Origin of the sequence: Dyadobacter chenwenxiniae (assembly GCF_022869785.1) — a bacterium.
Taxonomy (GTDB): domain Bacteria; phylum Bacteroidota; class Bacteroidia; order Cytophagales; family Spirosomataceae; genus Dyadobacter; species Dyadobacter chenwenxiniae.
The window spans coordinates 5,181,773-5,196,274 of record NZ_CP094997.1; the positions used below are offsets into that span (position 1 = coordinate 5,181,773).

At 45.7% G+C, this 14,502-nt stretch carries 10 protein-coding genes; 8 read left to right on the forward strand and 2 right to left on the reverse strand.

Going from position 1 to position 14,502, the window contains the following annotated elements; all coding sequences use genetic code 11:
- Positions 1 to 14 precede the first annotated feature (14 nt).
- Both MUK70_RS22110 and MUK70_RS22115 read right to left on the reverse strand, forming a co-directional pair.
- Positions 15 to 2,666 (reverse strand): valine--tRNA ligase, encoded by a 2,652-nt coding sequence (locus MUK70_RS22110; RefSeq protein ID WP_234655172.1) that lies wholly within the window; start codon positions 2,664 to 2,666, stop codon positions 15 to 17.
- A 77-nt stretch (positions 2,667 to 2,743) separates the two neighbouring features.
- A complete protein-coding gene (locus MUK70_RS22115; RefSeq protein ID WP_234655173.1) occupies positions 2,744 to 4,570 on the reverse strand; it encodes a sensor histidine kinase in 1,827 nt (608 codons plus the stop codon).
- 171 nt (positions 4,571 to 4,741) lie between these two features.
- On the opposite strand from MUK70_RS22115, the gene MUK70_RS22120 reads away from it, so the two are divergent.
- The 8 genes from MUK70_RS22120 to MUK70_RS22155 all read left to right on the forward strand — a co-directional run bounded on the left by MUK70_RS22120 (position 4,742) and on the right by MUK70_RS22155 (position 14,500).
- Positions 4,742 to 5,539, forward strand: coding sequence for a T9SS type A sorting domain-containing protein (locus MUK70_RS22120; RefSeq protein WP_234655174.1), 798 nt, complete (start codon positions 4,742 to 4,744; stop codon positions 5,537 to 5,539).
- A gap of 156 nt (positions 5,540 to 5,695) precedes the next feature.
- Positions 5,696 to 6,277 (forward strand): adenylate kinase, encoded by a 582-nt coding sequence (locus MUK70_RS22125; protein ID WP_234655175.1) that lies wholly within the window; start codon positions 5,696 to 5,698, stop codon positions 6,275 to 6,277.
- A 21-nt stretch (positions 6,278 to 6,298) separates the two neighbouring features.
- Positions 6,299 to 7,303: a GTPase ObgE gene (gene obgE, locus MUK70_RS22130; RefSeq protein WP_234655176.1), complete on the forward strand. Its 1,005-nt coding sequence runs from the start codon at positions 6,299 to 6,301 to the stop codon at positions 7,301 to 7,303.
- Between the two features lie 79 nt (positions 7,304 to 7,382).
- Positions 7,383 to 10,550, forward strand: a complete 3,168-nt coding sequence (locus tag MUK70_RS22135; protein ID WP_234655177.1) for a T9SS type A sorting domain-containing protein — start codon at positions 7,383 to 7,385, stop codon at positions 10,548 to 10,550.
- A 160-nt stretch (positions 10,551 to 10,710) separates the two neighbouring features.
- Positions 10,711 to 12,852 carry a T9SS type A sorting domain-containing protein gene (locus MUK70_RS22140; RefSeq protein ID WP_234655178.1) on the forward strand — a complete coding sequence of 714 codons (2,142 nt, stop codon included), beginning with the start codon at positions 10,711 to 10,713 and terminating at the stop codon, positions 12,850 to 12,852.
- 196 nt (positions 12,853 to 13,048) lie between these two features.
- Entirely contained in the window at positions 13,049 to 13,423 is a 375-nt protein-coding gene (locus MUK70_RS22145) for an NADH-quinone oxidoreductase subunit A (protein WP_234603107.1), read from the forward strand.
- Between the two features lie 27 nt (positions 13,424 to 13,450).
- Positions 13,451 to 13,993, forward strand: a complete 543-nt coding sequence (locus MUK70_RS22150) for an NADH-quinone oxidoreductase subunit B (protein WP_234611079.1) — start codon at positions 13,451 to 13,453, stop codon at positions 13,991 to 13,993.
- Between the two features lie 6 nt (positions 13,994 to 13,999).
- The gene (locus tag MUK70_RS22155; RefSeq protein ID WP_234655179.1) at positions 14,000 to 14,500 is read left to right on the forward strand and encodes an NADH-quinone oxidoreductase subunit C; all 501 of its coding nucleotides are present in this window, start codon (positions 14,000 to 14,002) and stop codon (positions 14,498 to 14,500) included.
- Positions 14,501 to 14,502: the final 2 nt, after the last annotated feature.

The following is a 14,502-nucleotide window of genomic DNA, read 5'->3' on the forward strand; positions in this document are numbered from 1 at the left end:
TACGAAAACTCACACTAACCCAACCTCGCAAGCGCTTCTTTCAACGTTTCCAGCTTGGCTTCGGCATCCGCCTGCTTCTGGCGTTCCTTTTCCACAATGTCGCCTTTTGCATTTTGTACAAAGCGCTCATTTGACAATTTTTTGATTACCGAATCCAGAAAGCCCTGCGTGTATTCCAATTCACGTTGCAGATTTTCCTTCTCTGTCGCAACATCCAGTTCATCTGCCAGATTCACAAAAAACTCATCCGATTTAACCCGGAAAGCTGTTCCTTCGCCTTCGTCGTTCACATAATTGATGTTTTCAACATTGGCCAGTTTCTGGATCAAAGGCTGCAATGCTGCGTAACGATCATGATTATCCGTACGGATTGACAATGGAAGAGCAATTTTAGGGCTGATGTTTTTGGCATTCCTCAAATTCCTGACTGCCGAAATAATCTCAAAAAGGATTTCAAAATCATTCAGAAGCTGTTGCTCAATGTTTGCAGCTTGTGGGAACGGTGCAATGCAAATGGAATCTTTCTCTTTTCTTTCAATGATATTTTGCCAGATTTCTTCCGAAATGAACGGCATGAACGGATGCAAAAGGCGCATTAACCGGTCGAAGAATTCTAATGTGGCGTCGTAGGTCTGTTTGTCGATCGGTTGCTCGAAACCGGGCTTGATCATTTCCAGATATTGTGCACAGAAATCGTCCCAAATCAGTTTATAAACCGAGTTAAGCGCATCGGAAATGCGGAATTTGGAGAAATGATCCTGCACTTCCAGAATGGTCTGGTTTAGCTTACCTTCAAACCATTGGATTGCTAGCTGCGAACCCTCAGGCTGCGCCAGACTTTCCAGGTTTTCGGAAACCTGGAAAGTCTTTACTAGCCGGAAAGCATTCCATATCTTGTTTCCAAAATTTCTTCCCTGCTCCACCAGCTTGTCGTCATAAGGCAGGTCATTTCCCGCCTGCGAGCTGAAAAGCATCCCCGTACGAATGCTATCCGCGCCATATTGATTAATCAGATCGATGGGATCGGGCGAGTTACCCAGCGATTTGGACATTTTCCTGCCCTGTTTATCACGTACAATGCCCGTGAGATAAACGTTTTTGAACGGATATTGTCCTTTGTATTCATAACCTGCAATGATCATCCGCGCCACCCAGAAGAAAAGGATCTCCGGTGCCGTAACAAGGTCATTTGTAGGATAATAGTAATTAATATCCGCATTATCCGGCTCCTTAATGCCATTAAAAACCGTGATCGGCCACAACCAGGCCGAAAACCAGGTATCCAGCACATCCGGATCCTGCTCGATGTCCTCTTCGGTCAACGCAAAAAGCTGATATTCATGCTGTGCTTTCCGCAATGCTTCTCTTTTGGATTTGGCAATGATAATGGTGCCATCTTTTAAATAATAAGCCGGAATGCGGTGTCCCCACCATAGCTGGCGGCTAATGTTCCAGTCGTGAACATTCTCCATCCAGTGCCGATATGTGTTTTTGAATTTGGCTGGAATCAGCTGCACCGAATCATTCATTACATTCTCGAATGCCGGTTTGCTGATTTTTTCCATTTTCAGGAACCACTGCTCCGAAAGCCGTGGCTCGATCACCGAATTGGTCCGCTCGGAATGGCCTACATTGGATTTGTATTCTTCTGTTTTGACTAAATTACCAGACTCTTCCAGCAGCTTAATGATCTTTTTACGCGCAACAAAACGGTCTTCACCCACTAAAATCTGCGCTTTATCATTTAATGTGCCGTCTTCATTCAGCACATCAATGACGGGCAGATCGTGTCTTTTACCCAGCACATAATCGTTCGTATCATGCGCGGGAGTTACTTTCAGACAGCCCGTTCCGAACTCCATTTCAACATATTCGTCCGCAATAATTGGGATCGCGCGGTTGATTAACGGAATTGAAACCTGTTTGCCGATCAAATGCTTGTAACGCTCGTCATGTGGGTTCACACAAATCGCCACATCGGCCATGATCGTTTCGGGGCGCGTGGTGGCAATAATGATCGCTTCGTCTGTAAGCGCCTCGCCGATTTCGTCTACCAAAGGATATTTCAGGTAAACCAATTTCTGATTCACCTCTTTCATAATCACTTCTTCATCGGAAACCGTTGTGCGCGCCTGCGGGTCCCAGTTCACCATGCGGTGGCCGCGGTAAATATCTCCTTTATTATATAGGTCAATAAAAACGTCGATCACCGAATCGTACAAATCGGGTTCCATCGTGAAGCGGGTGCGGTCCCAGTCGCAGGATGCGCCCAGTTTGCGTAATTGTTGCAGGATAATGCCACCATATTTGTGCGTCCATTCCCAGCAATATTCCAGAAATTCGTCGCGGGTAAGATCACGCTTGCTGATGCCGCGCTCTTTGAGCATGGCAACCACTTTTGCTTCCGTAGCAATGGAAGCATGGTCCGTTCCCGGCACCCAGCAGGCTTCTTTGCCTTCCATGCGGGCCTTCCGGATCAGAATATCCTGAATAGTGTTATTGAGCATATGCCCCATATGCAGCACGCCAGTGACGTTTGGCGGGGGAATCACGATCGAGTAAGGTTCCTTATCCGGGTTGGGTTTTGAACTGAAAAACTTATTATCAATCCAGTAGGAATACCATTTATCCTCTATCTCCTGGGGGGCATATGTTTTGGAAATCATTGTATAGTCAGAAATTTACCGCAAATCGCAGCTGGTCATCTAAAAAGATGGCAAGTTAGGCGTTGCAGACGAAATTTCTAAACTAATTGTTCCTCTTTGCTAATGGGCAGCCAGACTGTAAATGTGCTGCCTTCACCAGGTCTGCTTTCGACCTGAACGGTTCCTTCGTGAGCCTCGACCATCTTTTTGACATAACTCAATCCTAACCCGAAACCTTTTACATCATGCACATTACCCGTGGGAATGCGATAGAATGTATCAAAAATGCGGTGTTGCTGCTCTCGGCTCATGCCAATTCCGCTGTCTGAAATCGCTATGTTGATGCCATTGTTCTCATTCCAGGTTCGGATCCTGATGTGTAGTTTTTCAGGTGAGTATTTTATCGCATTGTCGATGAGGTTATTAAGGACATTTGAAATATGAATTTCATCTCCGGAAACCACTTCATGTGTTGCCTCAAAATCCAGATCCACTTCCCCATCCCGCTGTTCGATCTGCACGCTCTGCGCGTTTAAAGCTTTGCCAATCAGATCATGCACATCTGCTTCACTGATTTTTAATTTAACATGACCCTTATCCAAAAGGGCCATTTGCAGCACTTTTTCTACGTGCGTTCCCAACCGCTTGTTTTCCTCCTTAATAATGCCCAGATAGCGTTCCAGCCGCGAACCGATTGCGGCCTGTGGCATCGCAGAAGCATTTTCCTGCGCCATTTCTGTTGCTAATGCAATGGTTGAGATGGGTGTTTTGAACTCATGGGTCATGTTGTTGATAAAATCATTCTTAATGTCCGAGAGCTTTTTCTGGCGCAGAATCGTAGTTACGGCCATGTAAAAGCAAGCCATAATCACCACAATCAAAATGCCGGATCCCCCGAACATGACACCCATATTGCTCAGAATGTATTTTTGCTGGTCGGGAAAGTATACATATAAAGAACTGGGTGCATTAATGGTCTCGCTGGGAAAAAGTGACGCTTTGTACGACTTCTCTTCCCATTCCTTTGGCCTGAGGCTTGCTGTCGAAAAAATCAGGCTATGATCCGAGCGGCCTCTTACCGCAAATTCATACGGAAGCGCAATGCCGTTTTCAACAAGTTCCTTTTTTAACAATGTATCCAGCAAGAAACGGTTAACACGCTGTTCAATGGGCCTTTTAGTATAAATAAAATCCTTCATCACCTCTTTCAGTAAGGACGCCCGGTCCGGTTCAGCGTCACTAATGATGGCTTTGGTGCTCTTGCCGTTTTTCCTGGATTCCGGAATGGCCACCTGGCGGTTTGCTATTCTTCGTGAGGCCGAATCGCCATGCATTCCGCTTCCTGTTTGGTATTTTTTACCGTCAACATCCTGCATTCCTCTGAATGCATTCCCTAAGCGCCTCTCGTCGTCCAATCTTCTGCGCATGAATTCATCAATGCCGGCAGCGCCATATTGCTGTGCCTGAAAGAATTCCTCCATGATTTGCTGCTGATGCTCCACCATCACCCGGAAGTTGGGGCTTAGCACGTCCGTCGGAACGGCTTCGGTAATGATCCGATAATGTATTTCTTCGCCATTGGGCCCGATCGCGATTTCCATGTGGGGCTGCGTGCGTTGTGCAAGCTCACGGGCGGGTTTGTTTTTGGCCACCGGCGTCCTTTTGACCGGCATATTCCGCAGCTGGGTAATGCGGTTCAATTTGCTTTTCTGCTGCTCTGTTTCGATCCTGCGCTGCAGCAGATACATCATTTCCTGCTTTTCGAGGCGATGCACCACTTCCTGCACGGATTCGGAAACCTTCTGATTAAATTGCTCATTGCGGATTGCAATCGCCTCACGGATCCAATACCATTGAAACCCAATAAGGCCGATGAGCGCAATGCACATCAGGCCGACTATGATTTGAATTTTCCTCTTCGTCATAAATTTAATTTCACCAATGCAACGCCGCGTCCGGATTCACCGACATTCTTGCTGATAACAAATTTAACGCATCCGGTCGGGCCAATCTTGTTTTTAACAAAATTTAACACCCACCTGAAAAGGCTTCTGATAATTTTGTAATTCATTCATATACATAACCTAATCACGGATATGAGGACTTCTTTTTTAAACAAATTTATGCTGGCAATGTTGCTCACCTGCGCAACGGCGACACTTGTTCAGGCGCAGAAAGACAAGCCGGAGAAACCCGGAAAGGAGGAAAAGGCAACCATTCGTATCAAGGTTACCGAGGAAAAGGACGGCAAAGTTGAAAGTAAGGAGCGTAGTTACCGCGTGGGCGCCATGACGGACGGCGAGCGTGACAAGTTTGTGGATAAAGTCCTGGATTCATTGGGCGTTGATAAAAAGAAAAACAGCCAGCTTGTTTCCGTGACAATTGATGACGGTGAGGACAATATGGTGTCGCAGAAACGCCGCAAAGTGATCATTGACCACCGCGATGACCGCGAGCCGCTTGCCTATCACTGGAAAGGAGATTTTTCGCATGACTTCAATACGGAGGATTTTCGCAAGCAGATGAGAACTTTCGAAAACGAGTGGAAGCCAAAGACCAAAATGCTTCTTCGTGATATGGAAAACTTTGGTAACGAAATGGGCGAATTCTGGAACAAAGAGGTTATGAAACCGGCTAGTGTACGATCACTAACGGTTTATACAAACAATCCTGATAACGGAGTCCTGAACCTGAGATTCGGTGTTCCGCAAAAGGGAGATGTAACGGTGACCGTTACGGATACAAAAGGCCGGGAAGTTGGAAAGAAGGAAATTAAGGAATTCGAAGGTGAATTTGTGGGCCAGATCGAATTGAAGAAAAATACAAAGGGAACCGTATTTGTGAGCGTTGTTCAGAACGAAGACGGGGCTGTGAAAAGGGTCGTGATTCCCTGATTTATACCAAAAATTTTACACTGTCCTCCTGATTCTAAGCCATCAGGAGGATTTTTTATTGTAAAAATACTACTAAGTATTAGGCTGGCATTTATTTAGAATTGTAAATTTGTGGAAAAACACCATTCCACCGCGACATCAATTTTTTTTGCAACTATGCTGAATCTTATACTGTTTGGCCCTCCGGGTGCAGGTAAAGGCACTCAAAGTGAAAATATTATTGCTAAATACAAACTGATCCACCTTTCTACCGGTGATCTCCTACGCTCCGAAATTCAGGCAGGATCAGCGTTGGGCCTTAAAGCGAAAACATTGATGGACCAGGGCATTTTAGTTCCTGACGAGGTGGTGATCGGCATGATTGACAACAAGTTAAAAGAACACCGGAACGCTGCCGGATTTATATTCGACGGATTCCCGCGGACCGTTAAGCAATCAGAGGCGCTTGACCAACTTTTGGCCAGCTACAATGAAAGTATTTCCGTAATGATTGCGTTGGTTGTAGACGATAATGAGCTGCTTGCTCGTTTGCTTAACCGTGGAAAGACTTCGGGACGCCCGGATGATCAGAATGAAGAACTGATCAGTAAGCGTATCCAGGAATACAACAATAAGACCAAACCGGTTGCCGACTATTATCAGGAACAAGGCAAATTTGTCGCTATTGACGGAATCGGTGAGATAGATTTCATTTTTGCAGAGATCAATAAGGCGATTTCGCAGGTTACCGTTAAATAATTTACTCAGCTCACTATACACATGGCTTCCTCCAACTTTATTGATTACGTTAAAATTAATGCGCGCTCCGGTTCCGGCGGTGCGGGTTCGCTGCATTTCAGAAGGGAAAAACACGTTGAAAAAGGCGGACCGGACGGCGGCGACGGCGGACGGGGCGGCCATGTGATCCTGAAAGGGAACAGTCAGCTGTGGACATTGCTTCACTTGAAATATACCAAACACATCAAAGCTTTTGATGGAAAAGGCGGCGAAGGCGGCAGACGTTCAGGCGCTATCGGTAAGGACATTATTTTGGAGGTGCCGCTCGGCACAATCGCCAAAAATGCGGAAACCGGTGAGCAACTTTTTGAAATTACGGAAGACGGCCAGGAAGTGATTTTGCTGAAAGGTGGTCGCGGTGGAATGGGAAATGATCATTTCAAATCTGCCACCAACCAAACTCCACAGCATGCACAAACAGGAGAAGCCGGCCTGGAAGCCTGGATCATCCTGGAATTGAAGGTTTTAGCAGACGTTGGACTTGTCGGTTTTCCTAATGCAGGCAAGTCAACATTACTTTCCGTGGTCTCCGCTGCACGCCCGGAAATTGCAGATTATCCCTTCACCACATTAGTGCCTAACCTGGGTGTAGTTTCTTACAGAGATTACAAATCATTTGTTATGGCCGACATTCCCGGAATTATTGAAGGCGCGTCACAAGGAAAAGGCCTTGGCTTGCGTTTCTTACGACATATAGAAAGAAATTCCATCTTACTCTTCATGGTCCCGGCTGACAGTGAAGACATTAATGCTGAATACGAAACATTGCTTCAAGAGCTAAGAATATACAATCCCTCCCTTCTCGATAAGAACCGCATTCTTGCGATTTCAAAAATTGACGTTCTTTCTGACGAGGAACGTACCAATCTGAAAAGACAAATCCCGACATCAATACCCAGCATTTTGATTTCTGCAATTACCCAAGAAGGAATTGAACAATTGAAAGATCAGGTATGGAATCTCATCAATTCGCCGTTGTCCGTATAATAATATTTTCTTGAAACAGGCAACCAATTGATGCAACTTGTGTGTCCAAGGAGTTAATTCTAATGAATTTTAAGTACTCATGAAACACTATCTACCATACACTTTTTGGGTAGGATTAATCTTTCTTTCGCTCACCTCTTCTGCACAAATCAGTATAGATTTCCCAACCGATCGAGCTGTTTTTCAGCGTGATAAGGGCAATCGTGCTAACATTTACATTTCGGGCACATACACCAGAGTTATTACCAGAATTGAAGCGAGGTTAGAAGGAATCAACGGACAAGGACAGAACATTGATTGGACGCCCATTGATAGTAATCCAAAAGGCGGATTCTACTCTGGAAGCCTTCCGGCTCAGGGCGGCTGGTATAAGCTCGAAGTCCGCGCCTTCAACGGAGACCAGGAAGTCGGATTTTACCGAATTGACCACGTTGGTGTCGGGGAAGTATTCTTGATCGCCGGGCAATCCAATGCGGAAGGCTTTAAAGATGTAGGTTCGCAAGGCGCCCAGGATGACCGCGTGAGCAGCATTGATCATTACTATACAGGGTCTTCTTCTCAGGATCTTCCAAGAAATCCCAGATTCGTTCATCTTGACGGAGAAACGGATATTTCTCCCCGCGGACCCTCTGCATGGTGCTGGGGAAGGCTTGGAGATCAACTGGTTAGCCGCCTTGGTGTACCGGTGCTCTTTTTTAATGTTGGGTGGACGGGATCTGCGGTCAGGGCATGGAAAGAAAGTATCAATGGCATTGGAAAGTCTGTTTACGCTCCCATCAATTTTGAACCGCATGGCATGCCTTATGGCAATATGCGGAATGTAATCCAACGCTACACGCCCATAACCGGATTAAGAGGCATCCTATGGTTGCAGGGAGAGGCCGATAATTTCAAGGACACGGATACGGATTGGTATTTCAATGATTTGAAAACGGTAATAGAAGCCAGCCGAAATGATGCAGGCGAGGATGTTTCTTGGGTGGTTTCGCTTACTTCTTATGACAATATGCACGGAACAGACTCCCGCATAACAGACGGTCAGCAGCGGGTTATCAATAATGTTTCAAACGTATTCCAGGGACCGAACACAGATGTAATTCAAATCCCGCGTATAGATGGCGAGGGTGTCCATTTTAAAGATGACGGATTAAGACAACTGGCCGACGCCTGGGCCCAGCAACTGAACGACAATTTTTTTTCAAACTCCAAACCATATCAAGGCGTACGGCCTTTGAAAGTAACCGCATCCTGCGCTGGCAATGGTAATCTTAACCTGGAAGCCGACAATGTCGGCTTATCACAATTCAACTGGAGTAACGGGGCAAATTCTAATACGACACAGGTAGGAAATGGAACCTATCAAGTAAGCGCCCGCAATGGTAAAGGGCATTATATATTCTCTCCTGATATCAGGATCAACGAAAACATTCAGCCCAACAAACCAACCATCCAGCTGGAAGGAAGCAATCCAGTTTGTCTTGGAAATACTGCAACATTAATTTCCAGCACTTCTGAAAACGTGCGCTGGAGCAACGGATCAACGAGTGACCGGATAGGCATCACCGCTGGCGGCGAATATTCTGTAACGACCAGAAACGTGTATGGCTGCGAGTCGACGTCAGACAAAATTACCATGACCGTTTCCACTTCGCCATTGCCGCCTACGCCCAAGATCACTGCTTCCGGCGTTCTGGAATTTTGCGATGGCGGCGAAGTTAGCCTTACTTCCGATTCAAAATTGAAAAATGCGTGGTCAAACGGTGGTAATACAGCAACCATTGTCGCGAAGTCTTCGGGTGAATACCGGGTTAGGGCACTGGATGAAGTGGGATGCTACTCTCCAGCATCTGAGCCTGTAAACGTGAAAGTGAATGCATTGCCCCAGAAACCTGTGGTTGCATTGAGCGGCAACACCACTTTTTGTGAAGGAGAAAACATTACAATGACTTCAAATTACGACAGCGGCAACATATGGAGCACCGCTGCGACAACAAAGGCGATTACAGTTGGCACATCAGGCACTTTCTCGCTGAAACAGCGTGATGCAAACGGCTGCGAATCAACATCTGATGTAATCCCCGTGAAGGTTAATACACTTCCGGCAACGCCTGCGATCACCGCACTTCGTCCGACCACATTCTGCCTTCGTGACTACACGACACTGAGAAGCAGCGAGGCATTTTCTTATGTTTGGAGCAATGGTGAAACGGGAAGAGAAATAGAGGTCAAGAATTCAGGAGATTTTACAATTGCGGCAAAGGATCAAAATGGTTGTGTTTCCCCGGTTTCCCCGGTTGTTAAAGTTGTAGCCAATGTGCTTCCTGAAACGCCGACAATCCGAGCGAACGGCCCGGTGGTTTTTTGTGCAGATTTGAGTGTCACCCTGCAATCATCGCCTGCAACCGGCTTCTTATGGAGCAATGGGGCGTCGACACAATCATTGAGAGTAACTACGCCCGGCACATTTTCGGTACAGACGATCAATCAATTCCAGTGTTATTCCGATCCCAGCAATCAGATTACAACGCAAACGCTTGCATTGCCGCCTGCGCCAACCGTTGAAGCCCTGGGTGCCACGACTTTTTGTGCAGGAGATTTTGTTGTCCTGAAAGCAACTTTGGGAAATAACTTCTTCTGGAATACACTTGAAGAAGGTGAAAGCATTCAGGCAGACACTTCGGGCAGTTATACAGCGCGGGTAAAGGACGCACAGGGCTGTTTTTCTCCGTTCTCGAGGGCCATACAAGTGGACGTAAAGCCTACGCCGACCCGACCTACGATCCGGCAAGTGGGCGTATTTACATTGTTAGCAGAAAATAACCTGAACGACGGAGATCACGTATGGAAACTGGACGGGCAGGAACTGACAGAAAATTCTGCAACATTGAAAGCCATCCGGTCTGGAAGTTATGTGGTTAACAATACAGTGGTTTACAGCCCAACATTAACGTGTTTTTCCGATTTTTCAGATCCTTTCAGTTTTATTGCAGACACCAAGAATCCAGGTTTTGTTACTTATCCCAATCCGGTTGCCGACGGCAAGATCACTGTTGAAACATTACAAAACCTGAATAATGCCGAGGTTCAGATCATTGACAGCCGCGGACGCATTCACAGAACTTTCCAGGTTAAGAAATTTGACAGCCAGCAATTCTTTAATATCCAGGGCTTACCAAGCGGCGTCTACATAATTCGGGTCGTTTCCGTTCCATTTACTGCATCGCAGAAGCTGGTAATTGTACAGTAAACGGTCATAGCATCTACGTTGTGATCAAAAAAACGGAATAGTGATATTTTAGCAAAAATAATCATTTACATTTGTGACCGTTTTGTGTCGTGCACATCGCCCAAGCCGAAATCCAAAATCTGTCAGATATACAAATTTTTATCCTGTTTAAGAATTCCCAATGCGTCATAGAATTATTTTTCCGGTTGTGGCAAAGGCATTGCTGTTGATCAGTTTTATATCCTCAACAGCCTTCTCGCAAATCCGAATCACTTCACCAACCTTCCAGGCTGTATATCAACAAAATGTTCAGGGACAGCGAGAAATAACCGTTTCAGGAACCTTTACTGTCCCTATGGACAAAGTTGAAGTCCGCGCCGTGCCTGTTGTACAGGGTCAGGGCTTTGAGACACCATGGGGACCTTTACAGGAAGCTCCGAAAGGTGGCGTTTTTAAAGGTAATATCACATTGATGAAGGGCTGGTATTCTCTCGAAGTCCGTGGTCTTTCGGACGGAAAGGTTGTTGGCAGGGACATTCTATCCAGATTAGGCGTCGGCGAAGTCTTTATCATTGCCGGCCAGTCCAATGCACAAGGTTTAAGAGCATATCCAGGACCTTCGGCGCAGGATGACCGTGTCATGTATATTTCAAATTACAATAATGATGATAGGGACTTACTGACGGATCCTCTTCCGCCTGCATTCAATAAAATTTCACAAGATTTGGGAATTATGTCACCAAGGGGGCAATCTGCCTGGTGTTGGGGGATTTTGGGCGACTTATTGGCCGCCAAGTTGAATGCTCCCATCCTGTTCATTAATACGGCCTGGGAAGGAACTTCAATCGAAAACTGGGCGAGCAGTGCCAAAGGATTAAAAACACAAAATAAATACGGAGGGTTTGTATATCCTCCCCAGATGCCTTATGCAAATTTAAGGATTGCAGCAAGAAATTATGGCAATCAATATGGTGTAAGAGCCATTTTATGGATGCAAGGTGAAACGGATGCGCTTTATAACACGCCCACCGCATCCTACAGAGAAGATCTTCAGTTTGTTATGAACAGGCTTGGAAGCGAAACAGGCGATAAGCGTATCACATGGGTTATTGCCCGTACTTCCAGAACTTCTGCGGGTTCTAATATAGCATCCAGTATAAATCCTGCCATCATTGCCGCGCAAAATGCAGTTCTTGATACGCAGTTTAATCCAACTTATCCAGGACCAGAAACGGATCCGCTGGTTCCAAACAGAGGAGATGGAACGCACTTCGTTGGCCGGGACCCTGCCAGTACCAGAGAAGCACTTACTATTCTTGCCAATGCCTGGAATGAAAGTCTTGACGCTAATTTCTTTTCAACCGTTACGCCCACCAATCCGGCGCCAGTCCCTGCGATAGAAGCGAGTTGTGTGACGGAAAATAATGCTGTTACGATCACTTTGCCTACCGGTTTCTCTTCCTACTTGTGGAATAACGGCGCAACAGGCAACTCTATCACTGTTTCCGATGCCGGAACTTACCGCGCGACGGTGAAGGATAATGCAGGAAATTCGATCCTGACGTCGGTTGTAGTGCTTGAAAACGGCGCGAAGCCGGTGCAACCAACCATTCAGCAGCAGGGCGACCAGCAGGCATGTTTTGATTCTGCATTTCAGTTCTCAGTCGGAGAATCAACAGACATTTACAGTTGGTATAAACAAGGATCAAACACAGTTATTGCAACCGGCGCGACTGCGCAAATCGCGGAAAGCGGTAATTACTACGTGCAGGGAAGAAACATTTTTGGTTGCGTTTCTGAAAATTCAACTGTTTCGTCGCTGATTGTCAGACCCGAAATTTCAAAGCCTGTCATAGAGCCGTCAGGTCCATTCAGCATCACGGCTGCAATTCCGGAAGACCTGGATGCGAAGTTCTTGTGGCGCAGACCTGGAACTGAGTCGGATACAACAGCCAACTTGATAAAAATATTAAAAACTGGCGTATACACTACAAGAGCGCAGGTTGTTTTTCAACTAGGAGATGATTTACTGACTTGCTATTCGGATACGGCATCACGTGAGTTTAAAACCAATGAGCAAAACGAAGTAGTGATCTACCCTAATCCAAGTGAGGGAAACTTTGTTTACATTGAGTCAAGAGATAACATCCGCGACGCTTCTGTAACTGTTTTTGACATCTACGGAAGGGTGATCCGTACATTGACACCCAGGATACTGGACAGCCGGATCGAAATTGATGTGCGATACCTGCCAACAGGGAAGTATATCCTGCGTGTAACCGGGCAGGGTCAGAGCCTTACCAAACAGATCGTGATCCGATAAGCTGCAATCATCGTTTTTATGTCAATAAGCCCCGGCCATCCGGGGCTTATTTAGTATCATACTAATTAGGCAAAAGATAAAGTAAAGAATTTGATTGATAAATTTGCAAAGGCTAATTTTGAGAAACGAGAAAGAAAGTAACCGCAGACAACATTTTCATGTTGATTTCGTAGATAGTAACTGAATAACTGACTCAATGAAAAATTCGTATTTCCCTTCCGATTATCTGCCGATTTTGGTTCAGTTTATCCTGGCGGCTGGCTTCATCGGTGGCACAATGATTGTAACACATTTAATCGGCCCAAGCAGGAAAAGCAAATTAAAAGATGATCCGTTTGAATGTGGTATAGAATCTGTCGGCGATGCCCGCACGCCTATATCCGTAAAATATTTTCTTGTTGCCATCCTATTCGTCCTTTTTGACGTCGAGGTGATATTTATGTATCCCTGGGCAGTTAATTTTAAGGGTTTAGGAATGTTTGGGTTTGTAGAAATGTTATTATTCATGGCATTGCTCCTTTCCGGATTTTATTATGTGATCCGCAAAGGGGTTCTGAACTGGGAAGAGTAATTTACAAACTTGATTGACAGAAAAATTATGAAAGAAGTAACGATTGTGGAGGCTCCGCAAGGACATAGCGGATCTGGTTTTTTTGCAACTTCATTTGATGAAGCCATCGGTTTGGCAAGAAGTTATTCACTCTGGCCACTTCCTTTTGCAACCTCTTGCTGCGGAATCGAATTCATGGCAACCATGGGAGCACATTACGATATATCCCGTTTTGGGTCAGAAAGACCTAGTTTTTCTCCCCGTCAGGCCGATTTGCTGATGGTAATGGGAACAATAGCGAAGAAAATGGCCCCTGTGGTGAAACAGGTCTATTTACAAATGGCCGAACCCCGTTGGGTAATGGCTGTTGGTGCCTGTGCTTCAAGCGGCGGAATCTTTGATACTTACAGTGTTTTGCAGGGAATTGACCGTATTATCCCCGTTGACGTGTATGTACCCGGCTGCCCGCCACGACCTGAGCAGATTATTGACGGCCTGATGCACATTCAGCATTTGGCACAAAATGAAAAGCTTCGTCGCAGAAATACAGACGAGTATTCTGAATTATTAGCATCATATAATATTCAATAATCCCCTATGCTAAGTAACCAGGAGGTAGCCGAAGCGCTTTTGGAAAAATTTGGTGATCAGGTTTTTGACTTTGAAGAGCCTTACGGATTGCTGACGCTTTCAACCTCTCGCGAGGAAATCATACCACTTTTAGAATTTCTGCGCGACCATAAAACCTACCAGTTTATTTTTTTAACAGACATAACTGGCATTCATTATCCCGACAATGTGGAAAATGAATTTATGGTTGTATATCACATGCACAGTTTCGTGCACAATTTCCGTGTCCGAATTAAGGTAAGTCTTGCAGAAGCCGACATTCACATTCCAACTGCAACGGGCTTGTTTGCCTCCGCCAACTGGATGGAGCGCGAAACTTATGATTTCTTCGGGATCATGTTTGACGGGCACCCTAATTTAAAGCGCATTTTGAACATTGAAGAAATGGATTACTTCCCAATGAGACGGGAGTTTCCGATGGAAGATGCAACGCGCGAAGACAAGACTGATGCCCTTTTTGGCCGATGACC

Coding starts and splice junctions, on each gene's coding strand:
- MUK70_RS22110 (WP_234655172.1), bottom strand. CDS start 2,666: ATGATTTCCAAAACATATGCCCCCCAGGAGATAGAGGATAAATGGTAT.
- MUK70_RS22115 (WP_234655173.1), bottom strand. CDS start 4,570: ATGACGAAGAGGAAAATTCAAATCATAGTCGGCCTGATGTGCATTGCG.
- MUK70_RS22120 (WP_234655174.1), top strand. CDS start 4,742: ATGAGGACTTCTTTTTTAAACAAATTTATGCTGGCAATGTTGCTCACC.
- MUK70_RS22125 (WP_234655175.1), top strand. CDS start 5,696: ATGCTGAATCTTATACTGTTTGGCCCTCCGGGTGCAGGTAAAGGCACT.
- obgE (WP_234655176.1), top strand. CDS start 6,299: ATGGCTTCCTCCAACTTTATTGATTACGTTAAAATTAATGCGCGCTCC.
- MUK70_RS22135 (WP_234655177.1), top strand. CDS start 7,383: ATGAAACACTATCTACCATACACTTTTTGGGTAGGATTAATCTTTCTT.
- MUK70_RS22140 (WP_234655178.1), top strand. CDS start 10,711: ATGCGTCATAGAATTATTTTTCCGGTTGTGGCAAAGGCATTGCTGTTG.
- MUK70_RS22145 (WP_234603107.1), top strand. CDS start 13,049: ATGAAAAATTCGTATTTCCCTTCCGATTATCTGCCGATTTTGGTTCAG.
- MUK70_RS22150 (WP_234611079.1), top strand. CDS start 13,451: ATGAAAGAAGTAACGATTGTGGAGGCTCCGCAAGGACATAGCGGATCT.
- MUK70_RS22155 (WP_234655179.1), top strand. CDS start 14,000: ATGCTAAGTAACCAGGAGGTAGCCGAAGCGCTTTTGGAAAAATTTGGT.